We start from the raw sequence: 21,247 nt of genomic DNA, 5'->3' as shown, positions 1-21,247 counted from the left end.
GTGGCGTACTCACCGGGAGAACAATTGCACCTGTGGCTGCTCACGCTGCCGCAGGAGCCCGTGCTCGTCGGCGAACTCCGGCTGATGCGGTCGAACCAGGGCGTGTCGCTGCGTTACGCCGATACGTGGATCGAGAACGGTTTCCCGTTGAGTGAAGACCTGCCCCTCATCACGCAGGAGTTTCTGCCGACGGATAAAGGCACTGCCGCCGGCGCCATCGACGACGCACGCCCTGATCGTTGGGGCGAGCAGGTCATCCGCTTCATCGACAAGCCGCCGCGGCTGTCTCTGCTCGAGTTCCTCTACTTCGCCGGCGAAGATCGTTTCGGCGCGCTCGGCGTATCCACTTCGGCGACGGAATACGTGCCGCGCACGCTGGGTCCGTTGCCGACGCTGCGGGAGGCCGATGAGATACACGAACTGGTGCAGAAGGTGCTTGCCAACGAGCCAATACCGCAAGCACGCAAGCGCCTGATCTCCCCAGGCGTCACGCTGGGCGGCGCGCGTCCAAAAGCATTGATCGACATCGACGGCGAGCAATGGGTCATCAAGTTCTCCCCAGGCGATCCGGCCGACACCCCGCTCATCGAACATGCAAGCATGACGCTCGCAGCGAAGGCCAGGATTCACGTTGCCAGAACGATGCCCGTACGACTTGCCGACGGCCATGCCGTCGCCATCAAGCGCTTCGATCGCAGCGGCAAGCGGCGCCTGCATTGCCTGTCCGCCCACGTTGCCCTGCGCGCCGCCGCGGAACGCTTCGGCTATCCGGAGCTGGCGCAATTGCTGCGCCGTCGCGGCGTGATCGAAAAGGATCGCTACCTCGCCGATATGCGCGAGCTCTTCCGCCGCATGGTCTTCAACATCCTGATCGACAATACCGATGATCATGAGAAAAACCATGCGCTCGTCATGAGCGACGCACAGCAGTACCAGCTCTCGCCCGCCTACGACGTGCTGCCGTCCGGCCAGGCGCTCGGGTTCCAGCAGATGCGCGTAGGCGAGCAGGAAGCGGATTCGACGATCGAGAACGCACTATCGATGTCACGCCTGTTCTCGCTTACTCCAGACCAGGCGGTGAAGGAGATACGCACAGTCGCGCGCGTCGTCGACGGATGGCAGGCACACTTCCGCAGCGAAGGCGTATCGAAACGGGACATCGAACTGTATGCGGAGCAGATCGACCGGGAATTTCTCCGGGGCCAGAGAGATGAACACGTGACTTGATCGCCGTCCGGCCGACTCCCGCCGCCGCTGGACTCAGCCCCCGTCCAGTTCGGCGTAGTGCCTGAAGATCCCTTGCTGGTTGAAATCGATCCGACGCTCCGAACGCAGGTAAGCGGCGATGCGCGGCTCGTTTTCGATGCGGTCATGGAGCGCGACCACGCCGGGATATTTCGACTCGATCGCGCGCATCCTCCGCGGGAAGGCGTAGCGCAGCCCTGCCACCACCTGGAACAGCGACAGATCGGCGTACGTGAGGGTGTCGCGGACGAGTAGTCCGCTCCTGCCGCTGTTGTGAGTGATCACGCGCTCGAAGTAGCCGAGGAACTTGGTCATTCGATGCTCGCGAAAATCCGTCGCGCGCCGCTTCGCCTCCTCGCGCTGGTCTTCGTAGTACAGCCCGACCCCGATCGGATGATGCGCGTCATGAGCCTCGACAACGAAGTCCGCCAGCGTGAGCTGCAGCTGATGAGTCCACAGCTCACCGGGCTCATCCTTCGGCGCCAGCGCATGATGGCGGCCGAGAAACAGCAGAATGTTCGCCGTCTGCCCGATCAGCCTGATGCCAGCCTTGAGCCACGGCGGCGCAAAGGGAGGATGGACGAGATCGCTTCGGCCCATCGCATTGATCAGTGCCTCCTCACCTCCCCGTTCATCCCCCGGCTGTCGCGCAACATCGATGTACTCGACACCGGCGTACTCGAGCGCGAGACGGACATATTCGCCGCGGCCCTGGATGGTGGGCCAATAGTGGAGTTCGTACATTTGCGGACGCTTGGGGGAAACACTGCGATGAGGGGATGACGAATGATCATCCCGCTTTTCGGTGTCCCCGGCGATGCGCACCTTCCTCGATCTCCTCGAGGATCTTCGCGCAGAACGCATCGAGATCGTCCGGATTGCGGCTCGTGACGATGCCGCGGTCCACGACCACTTCCTTGTCGACCCGGTTGCCGCCGGCGTTCTTCACGTCCGTCCTGATCGACTTGTACGAGGTCACGTTGCGGCCGCGAACGGCGTCGAGCTCGACGAGCAGCCAGGGCGCATGACACGCCGCAGCGACGATCTAGAAACGACCGTCACCTCCGCGGCACCTGGAGCTCGGATTGCTCGAAACCGTGTGTAGCGAGAATGGCTACTTTTGCGCTGCGAATCGCTGTCATGGCGCATCTCCTCATCAATCATCGTGAGTGGAGGCAAGGCCCCGCTCAGCGACAGTGTCCCCGGCGATTGCGCATCGGCATACTAGCCGCGCCCGAACAACCCGGCCTCAAGGAGAACAACGATGCGGAGTTTCAACCGCGCAGCCACTGTATGCATCCTGGCAGCATCCGTGCTGGCGGCCTGCAGTAAACAGGCGCCGCCAGCAGCCGAACCGGCCGCGAAAATCGAGCCGCCCGCGACGTATTCCGCGAGTGCGTTCTTCACGACGACGTCGTACTCGATCGCCGGCGGATTCGCGTGGTCGCCTGATGACAAGTCACTGCTGATCAGCTCGGACGAAAGCGGGATCTTCAACGCGCACTCGATCGCGGCTGCCGGCGGCGCGAAAACACCGCTCACGACTTCCACGGTTGAATCGACGTTTGCCGTCTCCTTCTTCCCCGGGGATGCGCGCGTTCTGTATACCGCCGATCAGGGTGGCAACGAGCTTACGCATCTCTACGTGCGCGAAGCGTCCGGCGAAACGCGCGATCTCACGCCGTCGAAGAAGGCGAAGGCGGGATTCGTCGGCTGGGCGGCGGACGACAGCTACTTCAACGTCGTCACGAACGAGCGCGATCCGAAAACCTTCGATCTCTATCGCTACGCCACGACCGACTACAAGCGAACGCTCGTCTACAGGAACGACGAGGCGTTCCAGATCGGCGCCGTATCGCCTGACGGCCGCTGGCTTGCGCTGGTGCGCCCGCTGACCAGCGCGAACTCCGACATCTACCTGCTCGATCTGCAGGAGAAGAAGGGCAAGCCGAAACTGATCACGGAGCATCAGGGCAACGTGTCGTACGGCACCTACGAGTTCACTCGCGACAGCAAGCAGCTGGTCTTTGCGACCGACGAGCACGGCGAGTTCGTCCAGGCCTGGAGCTACGACGTCGCATCGGGCCAGAAGACGCCCCTGGTGCAGGAGAACTGGGACGTCGCATTCGTCACCTACTCGCGAACCGGGAATTTCCGCGTGTGGGGCGTGAATCAGGATGCGCGCACAGCGGTTCACATCCTGAACCAGCGCACGGGCAACAAGGTGTCGCTGCCGGATCTGCCGCAAGGCGATATTGCTCAGATCCGCTTCTCGCGCGATGAAACGAAGCTGGCGCTGATGCTGAGCTCCGACACGTCGCCGAACGATGTGTACGTCGTCGATCTCGCGCACGGGCGAAGCGAACGCCTCACGAAGGCATTGAATCCCGAGATCAAGGAATCGGACCTCGTTGCAACCGAGGTCGTCCGTTACAAGAGCTACGACGGACTCGAGATCCCCTCGATCCTGTATCGCCCGAAGATCGCGTCGGCAACACAGCGCGTTCCCGCACTCGTGTTCGTCCACGGCGGTCCTGGCGGTCAGAGCCGCACGGGCTATTCGGCGATGATTCAGCACCTCGTGAATCACGGCTACGCGGTACTCGCGGCGAACAACCGCGGCTCGTCGGGTTACGGCAAGACCTTTTTCCATGCCGACGACAAGCGCCATGGCGATGTCGATCTCAAGGACATCGTGCAGGCGAAGCAGTACCTCGCATCGCTCGACTGGGTCGATGGCGAACGCATCGGCATCATCGGCGGCTCTTATGGCGGCTACATGGTCGGCGCGGCACTCGCCTTCTCCCCCGAAACCTTCGACGTCGGCATCAACATCTTCGGCGTGATGAACTGGGTGCGCACGCTGAACAGCATTCCGCCGTGGTGGGAATCGCAGAAGAAGGCGCTTTACGACGAGATGGGCGATCCCGCTACCGACGCCGAACGCCACCGCGCAATCTCACCGCTGTTCCATGCGAAGAACATCAAGGTCCCGCTGCTGGTCGTCCAGGGCGCAAACGACCCGCGCGTCCTTCAAGTGGAAAGCGACGAGATCGTTGCTGCCGTAAAAGCGAATGGAGTGCCGGTCGAGTACGTGATCTTCCCGGACGAAGGGCACGGATTTGCGAAGAGGGAGAACAGGATCAAGGCGTCGGAAGCGTTTGTGGCGTTCCTGGATCAGTACCTGAAGACGAAGCCGGCGGGAGAGGGATAAGAAGGCTATGAGCGGCGAGCTGTGAGCGATGAGCCAGAGGCAGACATGAAGGGACTTCTCCCTTCTGGCTCGCCGCTCATCGCTCGCAGCTCGCAGCTCTACTCCACCATCATCCTCAACCTCTCATCCGCATCTCTCGCAATCAGCCTCAGCACTCGAATCACTCCCTTGAATCTCGCAGCGAAGAGCACTGCGGGATCTTCGATGTGTTCGCGCGCCGGAATCCAGCTGTAGCTTGCCGCGGCGAAGTCGAGTTGGCGCATGGCCTTGTCGAGGCGCTTGCGCACATCGCGCGGGAGTACGCGGCTGAACACCACGCTCAAGCGATCGAAGCGTGCGCGCATGTCGCGTAGCGCGTTTTCGAACAGCGGAGCGAAGCGTTGATAGTTTTCCGGGGAGTACTCGGGAATCCATTTCGCGAGCATCAGGTCCCACACGTCGCGGTACTCGGCCGACGTAGCCTCGGGCAATGCGTGACCCGAGAGATGAATGAAGTGCGCCTTCCACAGATGACATTCCTGTCGCACCTGGAGCATCGCTTCGAGGAAGGTTTCGAAAGGATCGGAGGAAAGCCGCCGCGGCGAATTCGTCCCTGACTGAATCTGGATCGCAAGTTCGCTGCTGAGATTCGCGGCCATTCCCTTCCTCCCGATTCTTATTGTGCCTGCCGGTAACACCGCCAGCCTGCGAGTACGTTAGCGCGGCAAATCCCTGTCAGCCAAGCAGAATTTCATTGGCCATAGGACGTAATCCGGCCGCCCCTGGCTGAACCGTAACTGACTGAAATCGTTCAGCTTCAAATCAGGCCCGGCGCGCAATAGTGCGCCCAAGCCGGCTGCTCCGGCGCTCGAGGAGACGAAGATGAACCGCCTGATTGCCGCTGCTCTCGTCACTGCCACCGCTTTCACGAGCCTGGTGGGAACCGCTGCAATGGCCGATTCCAGGGATCGCGACCGCGGCCACGACCAGCGTTCGTGGAACGATGATCGTCATGATCATCGCGATCACGATCGTCACGACCGCGACCGGGATGATCGTCGCCGCGCCGACCACCGCCACTACAGTGATCGTTACTACGATGGTCGCTATGACGGTCGTTACAAGGTCATCCGTTACTACCCGCCGAAGAACTACCGCCATCACCGGTGGTACCGCGGCGCCTACCTGCCGGCGGGCTACTACGCACCGCGCTACGTCGTGCACAACTACTCGACGTATCGCCTGCGTCCTCCGCCCCGCGGCTATCACTGGGTTCGCGTCGACAATGACGTGATCCTCGCCGCGATCGCGACCGGCCTCGTGGCGAACGTAGTGAGCGACATCTTCTACTGATGTCACGGGCCCCGGCCCATTGACGATGCAATTGGTTACAACGTTCCTACAATTGTCCCGGAGCAGGAGGCTCCGGGACCTGTCGAATCCCATGTCGCCCGATAGCGGTGACCCTTCGAGGAGTACCTTTTCATGACGAACCGATTCAGAAATTCCCCGCTCAGGAATTCGTTGCTCGCCGGCTGTGCGGCACTGACGATCGCTGGCGGCATCGCATACGCCGGCACCAGCGCTGACAGCAATGGCGATCAGCGGCCCCAGTCGATGCACCGCGACTCGATGCATCGCCATCGCGGTCACGACGCAATGCCGATGATGGGAGCGCTCAAACAGCTCGATCTCACGGCGCAACAGCAACAGAGCGTGCGTGCTGTTCTCGACAGCAATGCCCAACAGCGTAAAGCGCTTCGTGAGCGCGAACGCAGCAACCGCGACTCGCTCGCCGGCACGATGCCGGACGACCCCAACTACCCTGGGCTGATTGCCACGAAGAAGCAGCTCGCTGCCGAGGCGATCCAGCAGGCCAGCGACACCCAGACACAGGTGTTCGCCCTGCTGACCCCGGAGCAGAAGGCGAAGGTCCCGCAGGTCCTCGCCGAGCGCAAAGCCCGTTGGGAGCAGCGGCGTGGTGAACATAAGGAGCGGGACAGGGCGGCGCCGACGACGCTGTAGGGACGATCGTCGGGCCAGGAAAGGGGCGTCCCTTCTCTGACGACGTTGCCAAAGTCATTCCCGCGAAAGCGGGAATCCATCCGAGGGACCGGGGATGGACCCCCGCTTTCGCGGGGGTGACGGCGTGGTAGACAGCCCCCAAGGGGCAAGCTGGTACGACGGCGTGGTACTTCCCAGGGGGCTGGCGGGCCACCCCGCCGGCCGGATTCAGGGAATCGCCGGGGCGCGGTTTGCGACTCCACGCCCAAAAATCGCTCCTTTGGGCCGCGGGTGAAGGTGTATAGTCGCGCCCGGCTCGTGATCTTTCCTTTCCCTTCCTTGATCGGCAACCGTCCGTCCAAGGTTCCGAAACCGAATCGTTCCCGATCCAGGAGACACCAGGAACTTCAGGGTGTCGTTTGTCGTTTGCCTGCACGCAGTCGGAAAGACACGTCAGGTACTTTTCTCAAAGGTCTTTTTGTTAATGAGCAAGATTTACGTGGGCAACCTGCCCTTCTCCGCCGATGAAGCCGCTGTGCGCGCGCTGTTCGAACAGCACGGCACCGTGGAGTCGGTCTCCCTGATCAACGATCGCGAAACCGGCCGCCCCCGCGGCTTCGGCTTCGTCGAGATGCCCCGCGCCGATGCGGCGCGCGCCATCCAGGCGCTCAATGGCCACAACATGGGCGGTCGCCCGCTGAAGGTCAATGAAGCACAGGACAAGCCCCGCGGTGGTGGCGGCGGCGGTCGTGGCGGCTTCGGCGGCGGCGGTGGCGGCGGTGGTGGTTACGGCGGCGGCGGTGGCGGTCGCTGGTAATCACGCCGCAGCTGATAAAGCTGCGCTGATTGGAAGATGAGTACTGTGGGCCGGCCTCAAAACCGGCCCACAGTCATTTCTGGGGGAGGGGGCAGTCATTCCCGCGTACGCGGGAATCCATCTGTCATCAAGGCATGGACTCCCGCCTGCGCGGGAGTGACGTCGGTACCTCAAAACCCCGGATGACTCTTCATGAACTCGACCTCTTCCGGCGTCGAATCCCGGCCCAGCGCCTCGTTGCGATGAGGAAACCGGCCGAAACGATCGACGACTTCCTTGTGCTTGTGCGCATACGAAAGCGACTGCGCATCGCCGAGCGATGCGAACAATTCGACTGACCGCGCCTGCACGTCGCGATTCTCGGCGTGCTGGAAAGGCATGTAGAGAAACGTACGCTGCGCTGGTGTGAGCTCGCGATCGAGCTTCGCCGCAATCGCCTCCTCCGAGATCCGCAGCGCCTGCGCATCCGTAGCGAATGCACGCGGCGAGCCACGAAACATGTTGCGGGGAAATTGATCGAGCACGATCACTGTGGCGAGTGCGTGCCGACCCGTCGCCACCGGTGTTCGCGCTGCCTGCTCGCTGACGGATTCGTAAAGATCCAGGAACCGCACCCGGCACGTCTCATCGGTCGCGGCGCTGCGGACGAACCAGTCCTGCGGACGCAGCTCTTCGAACCAGAAGCGGATGACCTCATCGATCCAGGGCAGGGTTTGCACGTCACACACCTCGATTTTCTGCGATAGTCGCACCCTCTCATCCGCAGGGTGCGCGCATGAAGAAGCTGCTGCTGGCACTGATCGTCGTTGCTGCGGCCTATCAGTTCACGATGCGGGGCGGACTGCCCCAACCTTCGACGCAGCCTTCCAGTCCGGCTGTCGCTGTCGAATCCAGCGCCGATGACATTCTGGCGCAAGCCTATGAAAACCAGCGCAGCAACATCCAGGTCCGCGGCCACGGAACAGTGCAGAAAATTCTGTCGGACGACAATCAGGGTTCGCGGCATCAACGTTTCCTGATCCGGCTCGGTTCCGGCCAGACACTGCTCGTCGCGCACAACATCGACCTCGCGCCGCGCATCGATTCGTTGCGCGAAGGTGATCGTGTCGCCTTCTTCGGCGAGTACGAGTGGAACAACAAGGGCGGCGTCCTCCACTGGACACATCGCGATCCGCAGGGAAGGCACGCACACGGCTGGCTCGAGCACGACGGCAGGCGCTACGAGTAGAAGCCGCGAGGAACCACGGGAATCGGGCCGGCATTGTGAGAACAATCGCCTTCGAGCCCGAGGCTTCATGTCCGACACTGCCACTTCGACTTTCTTCATCGTGATGAATGCGGCCTCCGGCTCCGCGGACGCACGCGAAGAGCAGGAACGGATCGAGGCGACGTTGCGCGAGGCCGGTCAGCCGTATGAACTGCTCGCTGTTGCCGACCCTCAGGAGCTGCATGCGATTGCGCGTCATGCCGCTGATGAGGCACAACGGCATCGCGGCGCGATCGTCGTTGCCGGCGGCGACGGCACCATCAACGCAGTGCTGCAGTCAGCGCTGCCCACAGGACGACCCTTCGGCATCATCCCGCAGGGCACGTTCAACTACTCCGGCCGCGCGCACGACATTCCGCTCGCAACGGAAGCAGCGACGCAGGCGCTCATCAACGCCAATATCAAGCGAGTGCAGGTGGGAATGCTCAATGGACGCGCATTCCTCGTGAATGCGAGCGTCGGTCTCTACCCGAAGCTGCTGCAGGATCGCGAAGCCTTCAAGCAGCAGTACGGACGCAACCGGCTCGTCGCGATGTGGGCCGGCCTTGCGACGCTGCTCCAGGATCATCGTCAGCTAGCGCTCGAGATCTGGCACGACGATCGATCGGAGCTCGTGCGCACACCGACGCTCTTCGTCGGCAACAATGCGTTGCAGCTCGAGCAGGTCGGCCTGCCCGAAGCCAGCGACATCGGACGACGGAGGCTTGCCGCGCTCATCGTGAAACCGACCGGAAGTGCCGCATTGCTGTGGCTGGCGGTGCGTGGGATGCTCGGCCGACTCGGTGAGGCGGAGAACGTGCGCGATTTCTCCTTCAAGCAGATGACGGTGCGGCTCGCTTCCGCGACGCGTGGCTCGATCCGGGTCGCAACGGACGGCGAGATCTGGCAGGCCGCATTGCCCTTGCGCTTCGAGGTCGCGCCGGAAGCGTTGCTGCTGATGACTCCCGCAGCGGACGGTGGCTGATGGGTGTGCTGCTCCAGATTTCCGATACGCACTTCGGCACGGAGCAACCGCCGGTGGTCGACGCGCTGCTGCGGCTCGTGACCGAGATGAAGCCTGAAGTCATCGTGTGGTCGGGGGATATCACCCAGCGCGCCCGACGCGGACAGTTCGAGGCGGCGCGAGCCTTTCTCGAGCAGCTCCGACCGGCAACGATCGTGACACTGCCGGGTAATCACGACATTCCGCTGTTCAATCTTCCGGCGCGGTTGTTTTTTCCGTACGCCGGGTATCGACGCGTGTTCGGAGAAGCGCTGGAACCGCGCTACGAATCGGCGGACTTCCACATCCTCTGCGTCAACACGACGCGCTGGTATCGACACGTCGACGGCGAGATATCACCGGACCAGGCGCAGCGGATTGCCCGGCAACTCGATGCGAGCACCCCCGATCGGGTCCGCATCGTCGTCACCCATCAGCCCGTGCATGTGATCAAGGGCAAGGACGAGAAGAACGTGGTTCACGGCAACGAACACGCAGTACGTCGATGGGCTGCAGCAGGTGCCGACATCGTGATGGGTGGGCACATCCACCTGCCGTATGTGCGTCCGCTCGCTGAGCGGTTTCCGGATCTGCCGCGAGCCATCTGGGCTGTGCAGGCTGGCACGGCACTTTCATGGCGCGTGCGCCATAGCGCGCCGAACTCTATCAACCTGCTGCGGCGCGCGAACGAACCCTATCTCGCGTGTATCGCCGAACGCTGGGATTTCTCGGCCGCCCGAACCCGGTTCGAGCCCGTCGACAGCCAGCATCTGCCGCTCGACCGCCCGCGCAGAGAAGCCCTGAATTGACAGCCCGCACCCCGCCGGGGCAAGCTGACCGGAAACTCATCAACTGATGAATTAATGCCCGGTGCACTTCGATTGCGCTGCAAAAGGCCGCGCAGGGTGACCGGGTCGGGCCTACGCGGGGGGATCGCATGAGTTTTGTGATCGTGCTGGGCGCGCTGGTGCTGCTCATGCTCGCGGCTTACCGCGGCTACAGCGTCATCCTATTCGCGCCGCTGGCTGCGTTGCTCGCCGTACTGCTGACGGAGCCCGCGGCTGTCCCGTCGATCTTCACCGGCCTCTTCATGGAGCGGATGGTCGGCTTCCTGAAGCTCTATTTCCCGGTGTTCATGCTGGGCGCGGTGTTCGGCAAGCTGATCGAACTGTCGGGCTTCTCTCAATCCATCGCGGCCGCCGTCATCCGCATGGTTGGACAGGAGCGCGCGATTCTCTCGATCGTGCTCATCTGCGCGCTGCTCACGTATGGCGGCGTCTCGCTGTTCGTTGTCGTGTTCGCGGTCTATCCGTTCGCCGCGGAGATCTTCCGCCGCGGCAACATCCCGAAGCGCCTCATCCCCGGCACGATCGCGCTCGGTGCGTTCACGTTCACCATGGACGCGTTGCCCGGCACGCCACAGATCCAGAACATCATTCCCACGACTTTCTTCGGCACCGACGCCTGGGCCGCGCCGATTCTCGGCGTCTCGGGCGGACTGGTCGTGCTGATCTCCGGGCTTACGTATCTCGACTGGCGACGTCGCGTTGCTCTCCGCAACGGCGAGGGATATGGCACGGACCACATCAACGAACCAGAGAGCGTGCCCGTCACGACCGCGACGCATCCGCTCGTTGCGGTACTGCCGCTGCTGATCGTCGGGATCGCGAATCTCGCTTTCACGCGAACGATTCCGCTCGTGTACGAGCCGAGCGTGCAGACGCAGCTCGCCGGCATGGCGCAACCCTTGAGCATGCAGCTCACGTCGGTAGTTGCGATCTGGGCGGTGATGGGCGCGCTGATCGCTGGCATCCTCACTGTGCTGATCCTCGCGTTCAAACCGATCATCGTGCGTTTCGCGGAAGGCACGAAGGCTGCGATCGGTGGCGCATTGCTCGCATCGATGAACACGGCTTCCGAATACGGATTCGGCGCGGTGATCGCTGCCCTGCCCGGCTTCATTCTCGTCAAGAATGCGCTCGCGGCGATTCCCGATCCCCTCGTCAACGAAGCGATCACCGTGACGACTCTCGCGGGTATCACCGGCTCTGCATCGGGCGGCCTGAGCATTGCACTCGCGGCAATGTCGGAGCAGTTCATCGCGGCGGCACAGGTCGCGGGAATTTCACCGGAAGTCCTGCACCGCGTGGCTTCGATGGCGAGCGGCGGCATGGATACGCTGCCTCACAACGGCGCGGTCATCACGCTCCTCGCCGTGACGGGACTGACTCACCGTCAGTCGTACAAAGACATCTTCGCGATCACCTGCATCAAGACGCTCGCGGTCTTCGTCGTGATCGCGATCTACTACCTCACCGGTTTCGTGTAGTCGGAGTCGTCGATGAAAGTCGTTCCTTCCCTGCTGGCGACCCTGTTCGCCATGAATGCCTTGTCCGCAACCGACACACCGTCGCCTGAAGCCGCGGGATTCTCAGCCTCGAAGCTGCAGCGCCTCACGGAGAAGTTCGAGGGCGATGTGAAGGCCGGCACGATCCCCGGCGCAGTCGTGCTCGTCGTGCGCAACGGCAAGGTCGCGTACTTCCAGCACTTCGGTGATCGCGACAGGCCTGCGAAGGCGCCGATGCAGCCGGACGCACTCTTCCGGATCGCATCGATGACCAAGCCCGTGACCTCTGTCGCCGCGCTGATGCTGATGGAAGAAGGCAAGCTGCAGCTCGGCGATCCTGTGTCGAAGTACCTGCCGCAACTCAAACAGATGCAGGTCGGCGTGGAGAAGGCCGAGGGCTCCGAGCGGACGCTCGCACTTGAACCGTCTCGCAGGGAGATGACCATTCAGGACCTGATGCGTCACACCTCCGGCTTCACCTACGGAATTTTCGGCGACTCACTCGTCCAGCGCGCCAATCGCGCGGCGAACACGATGGACGATCAGCAGACCAACGCCGAACTGATCGACAAGCTCGCGAAGCTGCCGCTCGCCTATCAGCCGGGCACCACGTTCGAGTACGGCATGTCGACCGACGTGCTGGGCCGTGTGGTCGAAGTCGTTTCCGGCATGGATCTGAATCGCTTCGTGGTCGAGCGAATCGCGAAGCCGCTCGGCATGAACGACACCGCGTTCCAGCTTTCGCCGCAGCAGGCCGCGAGACTCGCCGAGCCGCTGCGCGATCCGAAAGCGCCCGTGATCGGCTACAATCCCGCTCGTCCGCCGAAGTGGTTCTCAGGCGGCGGCGGCCTCGTCTCGACCGCTCACGACTACGCACGCTTCAGCCAGATGCTGCTGAATGGCGGCGAACTCGACGGCGTGCGACTGCTGTCTCGCAAGAGCGTCGAGCTCATGACGAGCAACCACCTGCCGCCCGGCGTGGCGTACGGCGGCTTCGTGCAGGAACTGGGATTGACCGCGCCGCTGCCGCAACTGGGACAAGGCTACGGACTGGGAGTTGGCGTTCGACTGGAACCGGGCCGCGGCACGGTTCCAGGTTCTGTCGGAGATTATTTCTGGGGCGGCGCGACCGGCCCGTACTTCTGGATCGATCCGAAGGAACAGCTCATTGCGATCATGATGCTGCAGGAATTGAACATCGAGCGGCGCACGTATTACCGCTCGATCATGAGGAACCTGGTGTATCAGGCGATGGAGTGAAGAAGCGACTGCATCCGTCATCCCCGCGCACGCGGGGATCCATGCCTTGATCCGATGGATTCCCGCTTTCGCGGGAATGACGAATGCCTATCTGGCCGCCGACAGCGTTTCCGCCCTCGCTCCCATTCCCCCGCCCAATGCGAGCGCGAGATCAACCGTATTGAGCAACGCATCGCGTTGCGCAGCGACCAGATCGATCTGTGCCTGGAACAATCCACGACGCACGTCGAGCAGGTCGATGTAGGCGATATCGCCCTGGTCGTAACGCAGTTCTGCCAGTTCGGTCGCTCGCGAGAGCGAGGCAACCTGATCGGCATTCGCTGACGCGACGCCAGCTATGAGCGACTGGCCCTGCAGGCCATCGAGCACTTCGCGGAAGGCGTTCTGCACGGTCTGAGCATACTGAGCCTTGCGCTCCTCACGGACTGCTTCCGCCCGCTTCACGTTCGCACGCAGGCGTCCGCCCTGGAAGATGGGCTGAAAGATGCCGCCCGCCGCGGACCACGCTTCCGATGCTGGCTTGAACAGGTTGTCGAGCTCCGGGCTGACCGAACCGAACGCACCGGTGAGGCTGATACTCGGGAACATCTGCGCACGGGCAACGCCGATGTCGTACGCGGATGAATTCAACGCCGCTTCGGCCGCGCCGATATCCGGACGCCGCTCCATCACGCTCGACGGCAGCGCCGCGGGCAAGGCCACGACGGATGGAAGTTCGTCGCGCTCGGCCTTGATTGCGCGATCCACGAGATCCTGTGGCGAGCGGCCCAGCAGAATGCCGAACGCATTGGTTCGGCGCGTGAGATCGAGCTCGAGCTGGTGGACCGAAACCCGTGTCGCGGCCGCATCCGCTTCAGCGCGCTTGAACGTGAACTCGTCGCTCTCACCCGCATCGAAACGCACCTTCTCGATACGCAACGACTCTTCGCGGGTCGACAGCGTGTCGCGCCCGCGAGCAAGCTGCTGCGCAGAGGCAATCAGGCCGAAGTAGCTGCGCGCCACATCGCCGGTCAGGCTGAGCTTGGTTGCTTCGCGACCGTACTCCGAGTTGAGCAGTTGTTCGCGAGCTGACTGCGAGGCACGCAAGTACTTGCCCCAGATATCGAGCTCGAACGCGGCGCCGCCCTGCACGGTGTAGATCGTGCGGTGACGATCGATACCCGGCGTCGTGTTCACGTACGCGCTGTCTTTCGACCGCGTGACATTGCCCTGCAGATCGACCGACGGCAGACGATCGGCATTGGTGATACCGAGGATCGCACGAGCCTGCGCGACGCGTGCCGCCGCAACCTGCACATCCGGATTGTTGGTCAGCGCTTCGTCGACGAGCTGGTTGAGCCGCTCGTCGCCGAAGATCGTCCACCACGGATCAGGCAGCTGGGTCGTCGTCTGGGTTTGCTCCGGAAGCGCCGCAGGCAACGGCAGTTCCGGCTTCTGCGGGTCGACACGGGACACGATGCATCCACTCAGCACCGTCGAGACAACAGCAACGATCAGAACATTACGCATGCACATTTCCAGTCTTCCAGAATCGATCAGGACAACGGCTTCGGCTGAGGCTCGGCCTCGGACTCATCGGTCGGCGCGGAGTGCGCGTGCGACACGTCCCGTGTATGACTTGCCACCCAGCGGAAGAACATCGGTATGAAGAATGTCGCCACGAACGTGGCCGCCAGCATGCCGCCGATCACGCTCGTACCGAGCGAATGGCGGCTGGCCGCACCCGCACCCGTGCTGAGTGCGAGCGGCAACACGCCGAAGATCAGCGCCAGCGACGTCATGATGATCGGACGGAAACGCAGCTTCGCACCCTCGATCGCCGCTTCCTTCAGCGGCATGCCTTCCTGCAGCTTCATCAATGCGAACTCCACGATCAGGATCGCGTTCTTCGCCGCCAGACCGACCAGCGTCAGCATGCCGATCTGGAAATAGATGTCGTTCTCGAGCCCGCGGGACGTCGCCGCCAGGAACGCCCCGAACGCGGCGAACGGCACGGCGAGAATCACGGCGAGCGGCAGCGTCCAGCGCTCGAACTGCGCCGCGAGAATGAGGAAGACCATCAGAACGCCGAGCAGATAGACGCTGTTGGACGCGCCGCCGCTGACTTTCTCCTGATAAGCCGTACCCGTCCACGCGAGCTGATAGCCCGAAGGCAACGCTTCCTTCGCCACTTCCTCGGCGACGCGGATCGCATCACCCGAGCTGTAGCCCTCCGCGGCATTGCCCATCACCTTCGCGGCGTTGAACACATTGAAGCGCTCGACGATCTCAGGGCCCGTCACCTGCCGGATGCTCGCCACCGCAGTGAGCGGCACGAGTTCGCCGGAGCGTGCACGCACGTACACGTTGCGGATATCTTCCGGATACGCACGGAAGCGCGGCTCCGACTGCAGCTGCACCTGGTAGACGCGGCCGTTGCGATTGAAGTCGTTGACGTACATCGCGCCGAACGTGCTCTGCAACGTCTCGAACACTTCGCTGACCGGCACACCCAGCGTCAGCGCCTTCTCGCGGTCGAGATCGACGCGCATCTGCGGCACGCTCGCGCTGAAGGTCGTCAGCACGCCCGCAAGTTCCTTGCGCTGCGACGCAGCCGCGACGAACTTCTGTGCAGCAGCCTCGAGATCCTTCGCCGATCCGCGGCCGCGTGACTGGATGTACGCCTCGAAGCCACCCGTCATTGCGAGCCCTTCGATGGGCGGCGGTTCGACGGCGAAGAAGAACGCATCCTTGACCTTGCTGCCTTCCGCGAACACCGAGCCAACCACAGCGCCAGGCGATTTCGATTCATCGCCCGTGCGCTCATCCCAAGGCGTGAGCGGCAGCCAGATGATGCCGCCGTTCGTCTTGTAGGCCTGCGTAAGCGCGTCCATGCCCGAGATCGCGACCGCAGTCTTGACCGCCGGATTGCCGCGCACTGCTGATTCGACCGTACCGATCGCTTCCTGCGTGCGGCTGAGCGATGCCGCATCCTGCAGCTGGCCGATGACGAACACGTAGCCCTGATCCTCAGCCGGCGCCAGCGAACTCGGCAGCGCCATGAAGAGGCCGACCGTGGCCAGCACCATCGCCGCGAACACGCCGGTGGCGATGGCGCCGCGACGCATCACGAACTGCACACCCTGCGAGTAGCGCGCCGTCACCCGGGCGAACCATTCGTTGAAGCGATTGAGGAAACCGAACTGCACGGTGTGGCCCGGCTTGAGCAGCAGCGCGCACAACGCAGGAGTGAGCGTCAGCGCGACGAAGCCCGAGATCGCCACCGACACCGAAATGGTGACGGCGAACTGCCGGTACATCTCGCCCACGAGTCCGCCCATGAAGGCGACCGGCAGGAAGACCGCGGTGAGCACGAGCACGATCGCGATCACCGGACGGGTGACTTCTTCCATGGCCTTCATGGTCGCGGCGATCGGCGAGAGCTTCTCGGTGGTCATGATGCGCTCGACGTTCTCGAGCACGACGATCGCGTCGTCGACGACGATGCCGATCGAAAGCACCATGCCGAACAATGTCAGCATGTTGATGGAGAAGCCGAACGCGTACATCGCCGCAAAGGTGCCGATGAGCGATACCGGCACGGCCAGCATCGGAATGATGGTCGCGCGCCAGTTCTGCAGGAACAGCAGGACGACCAGGAACACCAGGATCATCGCTTCGATCAGCGTCTTGACGACTTCCTTGATCGAGATCTCCACGTACAGGTTCGTGTCGTACGGAATCTCGTACGACATGCCGTTCGGGAAATCAGCCTGCAGCTCCTCGAGCCGCGCACGGATCGCATCGCCCGTTTCGAGCGCGTTGGCGCCCGGCTGCAGCAGCACGCCCATCGCGATCGACTCCTTGCCGCCGACCTTCGCGTCGAAGCTATAGCTCTGCGCACCGAGTTCGACGCGGGCGACATCGCGCAGGCGCACGATCGAACCGTTCTCCCCGGTGTGGATGACGATCTGCTCGAACTCTTCCGGCGTTTCGAGACGGCCCTGCGCGGTCACTGCGTAAGTGAAGTCCACGTGCTCGTCGATCGGTTCGACACCGATGCGTCCCGCCGCGAACTGTGAGTTCTGCTGGCGTACCGCCGCGGCCACCTCGCCCGGAGTGATGCCGAGCTTCGCGAGCTTGTCGGGCTGCATCCAGATGCGGATGGAATAGTTCTGCCCCCACAACTGCACATCGCCGACACCCGGGATGCGGCGCAGCTCATCGATGATGTTCAGCGCCGTGTAGCTGCTGAGCTCCAGCATGCTCATCGAGCCGTCCGGCGAGGTGATGCCGATAATCTGCAGGAAGTTCATCGACGCCTTGCGGACGACGACGCCCTGCCGTCGCACTTCTTCCGGCAGCCGCGGTACGGCAGCCTGCACGCGATTGTTGACGTTGATCGTGGACAGGTCCGGATCGGACCCGACCGCGAACGTGATCGTGATCATCAGCGTGCCGTCGCCCGAGTTCACGGACGTCATGTACAGCATGTTCTCGACGCCGTTGATCTGCTCCTCGATCGGCGCCGCCACGGTCTCGGCGATCGTCTCCGCGGTCGCGCCGGGATACTGCGCGGTAACCGTCACCGTCGGCGGGATGATGTTCGGATACATCGAGATCGGCAGCGACAGCATGCCGCCGAGGCCGGCCAGCACGATGAACGCCGAGATCACGCACGCGAAGATCGGGCGCGTAATGAAAAAGCGGGAAAGCATGGATCAGCCCTCTTTCGCCGGCACTTTCGGCTGTTCGCCTTCGGCCTGGCGGCTGGCCGCGTCCACGGACACGGCGCTGACCTGGATGCCGGGCTGCACTTTCAGCACACCCTCGACGACATAGCGATCGCCCTTGGACAGGCCAGACGTGACGACGATGTCGTTGCGCATGGTGCGCCCGACCTGGACGGGACGCATTTCGATCTTGTCCTCGGCACCGACGATCCAGACGAAGCTTCCCTGCGCGCTCGACATCACCGCCTTGCGCGGAATCGACACGACGTTGGCAAGCGTCACGCCTTCGACGCGCGCACGCACGAACTGGCCGGGAATGAGCTGTGCGCCAGAGTTCTTGAGTACTGCGCGCACGCGCACGGTGCCGGACTGCACATCGACTGCGTTATCGACGAACGTGAGCTTCGCAGCGTCCGGATACTCGGCGCCGTCTTCGAGCAGCAGCTTCACGACGGGCGGTGTGCTCTTGCTGACGGGGGCCAGCGAAGTTCGCAGCAACGCTGCTTCCGCTTCCGGCACCGAGAATTCGACGTACAGCGGATCGATCTGCACGATCTTCGTCAGCAGGCTCGAGCTCTGATCGGTCGACACGAGGCTGCCTTCGGAAAGCATTTCGCGACTGGTGAGACCGGAGATCGGGGCACGCACGTCGCTGTATTCGAGATCGAGCTCGGCCGTCTTGAGCGCTGCCTGCGCAGCGAGGAGATTTGCCTGTGCGACTTCGAACCCGGATACGGCTTCGTCGCGACGGCTCTGACTGACTGCGTTCTTCTCGAACAGCGGCAGCACGCGATCGCGCTGGCGGCTCGCTTCATCGAGGCGGGCTTTCGCGACCGACACCTCTGCGCGTGCCGATGCAACGCGGGCGCGGATCGGTTCCGGATCGATCTGGAACATCGGCTGGCCTTCGCGAACGCGACTGCCTTCTTCGTAACGGCGCTTGAGCAGGATGCCTCCCACCCGGGCGCGGACTTCGACTTCGCGTGAACCGACGGTGCGCGCGGTGTACGTGAGATCGAGCGGCACCGGCGCCGAATCGACCGTCTGCACTGCGACCTCGGGAGGCGGCGGCTGGAATGCCTGCTGCTGCTGACCGCAGCCGGCCAGCGCGCCCGTCATCGCGACCGCGCTCAACCACCAGAAACTGCGATTTTTGACCTTCGACATGACTTCTACCCCATGAACTTCGATCGACTGACCGCCCAAGGACGTACGAGCGGTCGTAAAACCATCATCAGCGGTACGCTTCGTCCGCCAGCGTGAGCAACTCTTTCACGATCGTTTCGCGCTGCTCCGGCGTGAATGCCGAAATCCGCAGCGATTCGCGCATCTTCAGACCGTCGATCGCCAGCATCACGACGGCTGCCCGGGCGAAATTGCCGCCCGAGGCAGCGAGCTCGCGCGTGTGTTCGGCGACACGCTCGCGAATGACTTCGAGCAGCGTGAGATCGTTCGCAGCCGTTGCGAGGAGCACCGCTCCCATCGCCTTCAGGCGCGGATCGCTGCCCAGGATCCCGAGAATGCAGGCCTTGAGATCGCGACCGTTCTGGTCTTCGAGCGATCCCTTGGCGGTGTCGATGCAGCCCTGCATGGAATCGACATAGCGCTGTGCAAGCGCCGTCAGCAACGATTCCTTCGAAGGGAAGTGATAGAGCAGGCCACCCTTGCTGACACCGGCCGCGTGCGACACGGCATCGAGAGTCAATCGCGCGGCGCCGACCTCGGTGACCACACGTTCAGCAGCTTCAAGAACGCGCTCACGGGCCGAGCCCACCGCAGCCTGTTCTGCAACCATTTGGATGAAACCCTCGAAGGAAGTGGCGGACAGCGCTCCGAACGGGACTGTACCGGCTGGACGGTAAGGTAAACCGGCTGGACGGTTCAGTTCAACCGGTTTTTGGCCCGGCAGAGCGGGAGGAGGCCAGCCGCAATGGGCGCCTCAGTTCAGTTTTTATGAATATTAAAATAAACAAATCAGTGGCTTAGATAGCCTGTTAGCCAGATTTGCTATTAGCCGGCTAGCCCAGGGATCCGGAAGGGATGGACTCCCGCTTTCGCGGGAGTGACGAGGGGCAGCTGTCATTCCCGCGAAAGCGGGAATCCATCCGGATACACGCCCCCGGACCGCTACCCCCTCTCTTTCTCCGGCTCGACTCTGGCTAGTGGCTAGCCGGGTAGCCAGCTTCATTCCTCATGGAATACGCACTTGCTCCCGCAAGCCTCCTTTCCGCGCTCCGTACAATGCCGCCTTCACGCGGGGAGTCCGGTCATGACGGCGCCAGATATTTTCAGCACAGCCAACTTCATGCCGCACGGGCACTGTTACCTGTGGACGCCCGGTGTGCTCTGGCTGCATGTGCTGCCCGACATCCTCATCGCGATGGCTTACTTCGCGATTCCTTTCGTGCTCTTTCATCTGACCCGGCGGCGGCAGGATCTGCCGTTCCATTCGCTGTTCGTCTGGTTCAGCGTATTCATCGTGGCCTGCGGCGCCACGCATGTGATCGACATCTGGAATGTGTGGCACGCCGAGTACTGGCTCGAAGGCATCATCAAGGCGATCACCGCTGCCGCTTCGGTGCCCACTGCGATCATGCTGTGGCGTGCGATGCCGGCAATCCTTGCGCTGCCCACGCAGAATCAATTGCGCGATGCCAATGATTCGCTCGCGCGCGCCAATCGCGAACTCGAGGCATTCAGCGCTTCGGTGTCGCATGACTTGCGATCACCGCTGTCCACGATCGCGGGCCAGGCCGGCATGCTCGAACTGTCGCTCGATGAGCACGCGACGGACGAACAGAAACGTCGCGTGCAGCGAATCCAGGCCAGCGTGAAGAAGATGTCGGAGCTGATCGAAGCACTGCTCGCCTTGTCGCGCATCTCGCGGCACACGCTGCAGCGGGAAGAGATCGACGTCAGTGCGCTGGCGAACGACGTCGTGGCGGATCTCAGACAGCGCGAACCCGCCCGCGACGTGAAGATCACCGTTCAATCCGGCATGCACGCGCATGGCGACCGCCGGCTGCTCAGCCAGATGCTCTTCAATCTCATCGACAATGCCTGGAAGTTCACGGGCAAGACGCACGGTGCCAGCATCGAGATCGGTCAGCGTACCGAAGGGGGCACGACCACTCTGTTCGTGCGCGACAACGGCGCCGGCTTCGACATGACCTACGTTCAGAAGCTCTTCAAGCCGTTCCAGCGGCTGCACGGCGTTTCCGAGTTCGACGGATCGGGCATCGGTCTCGCGACCGTCCATCGCATCATCGAACGCCATGGGGGCCGCATCTGGGCCGAAGGCCAGATCAACCAGGGCGCCTCCTTCTACGTGAGCCTGCCCGAGACCCCCGCTCACCAGGATCCGTTGCGCGCCGCAGCAGCGCCGGCCTGATCGCAGAGTGCTCCCGTGGATCCGGCTGA

Annotated in this window: 18 protein-coding genes and 1 pseudogene; 11 read left to right on the top strand and 8 right to left on the bottom strand. The window is 63.0% G+C overall.

Annotated elements, in window-relative coordinates:
• A complete protein-coding gene (locus HNQ60_RS20740; RefSeq protein ID WP_221304347.1) occupies positions 1-1,227 on the top strand; it encodes a type II toxin-antitoxin system HipA family toxin in 1,227 nt (408 codons plus the stop codon).
• A 33-nt stretch (positions 1,228-1,260) separates the two neighbouring features.
• Here HNQ60_RS20740 and HNQ60_RS20735 read toward each other — a convergent pair whose 3' ends face one another.
• Both HNQ60_RS20735 and HNQ60_RS20730 read right to left on the bottom strand, forming a co-directional pair.
• Entirely contained in the window at positions 1,261-1,989 is a 729-nt protein-coding gene (locus HNQ60_RS20735; RefSeq protein WP_221304346.1) for a glutathione S-transferase, read from the bottom strand.
• A 46-nt stretch (positions 1,990-2,035) separates the two neighbouring features.
• A pseudogene (locus tag HNQ60_RS20730) lies at positions 2,036-2,290 on the bottom strand (DJ-1/PfpI family protein); the annotation flags it as partial.
• A 219-nt stretch (positions 2,291-2,509) separates the two neighbouring features.
• Here HNQ60_RS20730 and HNQ60_RS20725 point away from each other — a divergent pair.
• Positions 2,510-4,459, top strand: a complete 1,950-nt coding sequence (locus HNQ60_RS20725; protein WP_184334690.1) for a S9 family peptidase — start codon at positions 2,510-2,512, stop codon at positions 4,457-4,459.
• Between the two features lie 98 nt (positions 4,460-4,557).
• Here HNQ60_RS20725 and HNQ60_RS20720 read toward each other — a convergent pair whose 3' ends face one another.
• The gene (locus tag HNQ60_RS20720; RefSeq protein ID WP_184334689.1) at positions 4,558-5,097 is read right to left on the bottom strand and encodes a hypothetical protein; all 540 of its coding nucleotides are present in this window, start codon (positions 5,095-5,097) and stop codon (positions 4,558-4,560) included.
• Positions 5,098-5,320: 223 nt separating this feature from the next.
• On the opposite strand from HNQ60_RS20720, the gene HNQ60_RS20715 reads away from it, so the two are divergent.
• The 3 genes from HNQ60_RS20715 to HNQ60_RS27965 all read left to right on the top strand — a co-directional run bounded on the left by HNQ60_RS20715 (position 5,321) and on the right by HNQ60_RS27965 (position 7,259).
• Entirely contained in the window at positions 5,321-5,791 is a 471-nt protein-coding gene (locus HNQ60_RS20715) for an RcnB family protein (RefSeq protein ID WP_221304345.1), read from the top strand.
• A 132-nt stretch (positions 5,792-5,923) separates the two neighbouring features.
• Positions 5,924-6,463: a Spy/CpxP family protein refolding chaperone gene (locus HNQ60_RS20710; RefSeq protein ID WP_184334688.1), complete on the top strand. Its 540-nt coding sequence runs from the start codon at positions 5,924-5,926 to the stop codon at positions 6,461-6,463.
• Positions 6,464-6,926: 463 nt separating this feature from the next.
• Positions 6,927-7,259 (top strand): RNA recognition motif domain-containing protein, encoded by a 333-nt coding sequence (locus tag HNQ60_RS27965; protein ID WP_184334687.1) that lies wholly within the window; start codon positions 6,927-6,929, stop codon positions 7,257-7,259.
• Between the two features lie 170 nt (positions 7,260-7,429).
• Here the strand turns inward: HNQ60_RS27965 and HNQ60_RS20700 are convergent, their stop codons facing one another.
• A complete protein-coding gene (locus tag HNQ60_RS20700; RefSeq protein WP_221304344.1) occupies positions 7,430-7,978 on the bottom strand; it encodes a DUF924 family protein in 549 nt (182 codons plus the stop codon).
• A 56-nt stretch (positions 7,979-8,034) separates the two neighbouring features.
• Between HNQ60_RS20700 and HNQ60_RS20695 the strand changes: the two genes are divergently transcribed.
• From HNQ60_RS20695 to HNQ60_RS20675, 5 genes are all read left to right on the top strand, one after another.
• Positions 8,035-8,487 carry a DUF3465 domain-containing protein gene (locus HNQ60_RS20695; RefSeq protein WP_221304343.1) on the top strand — a complete coding sequence of 151 codons (453 nt, stop codon included), beginning with the start codon at positions 8,035-8,037 and terminating at the stop codon, positions 8,485-8,487.
• Positions 8,488-8,554: 67 nt separating this feature from the next.
• Positions 8,555-9,490 (top strand): diacylglycerol/lipid kinase family protein, encoded by a 936-nt coding sequence (locus HNQ60_RS20690; RefSeq protein ID WP_184334686.1) that lies wholly within the window; start codon positions 8,555-8,557, stop codon positions 9,488-9,490.
• On the top strand, positions 9,490-10,317 hold the full coding sequence (locus tag HNQ60_RS20685) for a metallophosphoesterase family protein (RefSeq protein WP_184334685.1): 828 nt from the start codon (positions 9,490-9,492) through the stop codon (positions 10,315-10,317). Before HNQ60_RS20690 ends, HNQ60_RS20685 begins: the two co-directional genes overlap by 1 nt.
• Positions 10,318-10,445: 128 nt before the next feature.
• Positions 10,446-11,837 (top strand): GntP family permease, encoded by a 1,392-nt coding sequence (locus HNQ60_RS20680; protein WP_184334684.1) that lies wholly within the window; start codon positions 10,446-10,448, stop codon positions 11,835-11,837.
• Between the two features lie 12 nt (positions 11,838-11,849).
• Positions 11,850-13,115, top strand: a complete 1,266-nt coding sequence (locus HNQ60_RS20675; protein ID WP_221304342.1) for a serine hydrolase domain-containing protein — start codon at positions 11,850-11,852, stop codon at positions 13,113-13,115.
• A gap of 87 nt (positions 13,116-13,202) precedes the next feature.
• On the opposite strand, the gene HNQ60_RS20670 is transcribed toward HNQ60_RS20675, so the two are convergent.
• The 4 genes from HNQ60_RS20670 to HNQ60_RS20655 all read right to left on the bottom strand — a co-directional run bounded on the left by HNQ60_RS20670 (position 13,203) and on the right by HNQ60_RS20655 (position 19,622).
• Positions 13,203-14,624: an efflux transporter outer membrane subunit gene (locus HNQ60_RS20670; RefSeq protein ID WP_184334683.1), complete on the bottom strand. Its 1,422-nt coding sequence runs from the start codon at positions 14,622-14,624 to the stop codon at positions 13,203-13,205.
• 26 nt (positions 14,625-14,650) lie between these two features.
• Positions 14,651-17,812 carry an efflux RND transporter permease subunit gene (locus tag HNQ60_RS20665; protein ID WP_184334682.1) on the bottom strand — a complete coding sequence of 1,054 codons (3,162 nt, stop codon included), beginning with the start codon at positions 17,810-17,812 and terminating at the stop codon, positions 14,651-14,653.
• Between the two features lie 3 nt (positions 17,813-17,815).
• Positions 17,816-18,994: an efflux RND transporter periplasmic adaptor subunit gene (locus HNQ60_RS20660; protein ID WP_184334681.1), complete on the bottom strand. Its 1,179-nt coding sequence runs from the start codon at positions 18,992-18,994 to the stop codon at positions 17,816-17,818.
• Between the two features lie 67 nt (positions 18,995-19,061).
• A complete protein-coding gene (locus tag HNQ60_RS20655) occupies positions 19,062-19,622 on the bottom strand; it encodes a TetR/AcrR family transcriptional regulator (protein WP_184334680.1) in 561 nt (186 codons plus the stop codon).
• 474 nt (positions 19,623-20,096) lie between these two features.
• Here HNQ60_RS20655 and HNQ60_RS20650 point away from each other — a divergent pair, with 474 nt between their 5' ends.
• Complete coding sequence (locus tag HNQ60_RS20650) at positions 20,097-21,218, top strand: sensor histidine kinase (RefSeq protein ID WP_184334679.1); 1,122 nt, start codon at positions 20,097-20,099, stop codon at positions 21,216-21,218.
• Positions 21,219-21,247: the final 29 nt, after the last annotated feature.

The sequence above is a fragment of the Povalibacter uvarum genome (assembly GCF_014202975.1).
In the GTDB taxonomy this organism is placed as follows: Bacteria; Pseudomonadota; Gammaproteobacteria; order Steroidobacterales; family Steroidobacteraceae; genus Steroidobacter; species Steroidobacter uvarum.
The sequence above is the reverse complement of the archived record's forward strand: the minus strand, read 5'-3'. Positions and strand labels throughout refer to the sequence as shown.

What these genes read in the sequence shown, in the direction of transcription:
- HNQ60_RS20735 (WP_221304346.1), bottom strand. Translation starts at nt 1,989, where the DNA reads ATGTACGAACTCCACTATTGGCCCACCATCCAGGGCCGCGGCGAATAT.
- HNQ60_RS20725 (WP_184334690.1), top strand. Translation starts at nt 2,510, where the DNA reads ATGCGGAGTTTCAACCGCGCAGCCACTGTATGCATCCTGGCAGCATCC.
- HNQ60_RS20720 (WP_184334689.1), bottom strand. Translation starts at nt 5,097, where the DNA reads ATGGCCGCGAATCTCAGCAGCGAACTTGCGATCCAGATTCAGTCAGGG.
- HNQ60_RS20715 (WP_221304345.1), top strand. Translation starts at nt 5,321, where the DNA reads ATGAACCGCCTGATTGCCGCTGCTCTCGTCACTGCCACCGCTTTCACG.
- HNQ60_RS20710 (WP_184334688.1), top strand. Translation starts at nt 5,924, where the DNA reads ATGACGAACCGATTCAGAAATTCCCCGCTCAGGAATTCGTTGCTCGCC.
- HNQ60_RS27965 (WP_184334687.1), top strand. Translation starts at nt 6,927, where the DNA reads ATGAGCAAGATTTACGTGGGCAACCTGCCCTTCTCCGCCGATGAAGCC.
- HNQ60_RS20695 (WP_221304343.1), top strand. Translation starts at nt 8,035, where the DNA reads ATGAAGAAGCTGCTGCTGGCACTGATCGTCGTTGCTGCGGCCTATCAG.
- HNQ60_RS20690 (WP_184334686.1), top strand. Translation starts at nt 8,555, where the DNA reads ATGTCCGACACTGCCACTTCGACTTTCTTCATCGTGATGAATGCGGCC.
- HNQ60_RS20685 (WP_184334685.1), top strand. Translation starts at nt 9,490, where the DNA reads ATGGGTGTGCTGCTCCAGATTTCCGATACGCACTTCGGCACGGAGCAA.
- HNQ60_RS20680 (WP_184334684.1), top strand. Translation starts at nt 10,446, where the DNA reads ATGAGTTTTGTGATCGTGCTGGGCGCGCTGGTGCTGCTCATGCTCGCG.
- HNQ60_RS20675 (WP_221304342.1), top strand. Translation starts at nt 11,850, where the DNA reads ATGAAAGTCGTTCCTTCCCTGCTGGCGACCCTGTTCGCCATGAATGCC.
- HNQ60_RS20670 (WP_184334683.1), bottom strand. Translation starts at nt 14,624, where the DNA reads ATGCGTAATGTTCTGATCGTTGCTGTTGTCTCGACGGTGCTGAGTGGA.
- HNQ60_RS20665 (WP_184334682.1), bottom strand. Translation starts at nt 17,812, where the DNA reads ATGCTTTCCCGCTTTTTCATTACGCGCCCGATCTTCGCGTGCGTGATC.
- HNQ60_RS20660 (WP_184334681.1), bottom strand. Translation starts at nt 18,994, where the DNA reads ATGTCGAAGGTCAAAAATCGCAGTTTCTGGTGGTTGAGCGCGGTCGCG.
- HNQ60_RS20655 (WP_184334680.1), bottom strand. Translation starts at nt 19,622, where the DNA reads ATGGTTGCAGAACAGGCTGCGGTGGGCTCGGCCCGTGAGCGCGTTCTT.
- HNQ60_RS20650 (WP_184334679.1), top strand. Translation starts at nt 20,097, where the DNA reads ATGACGGCGCCAGATATTTTCAGCACAGCCAACTTCATGCCGCACGGG.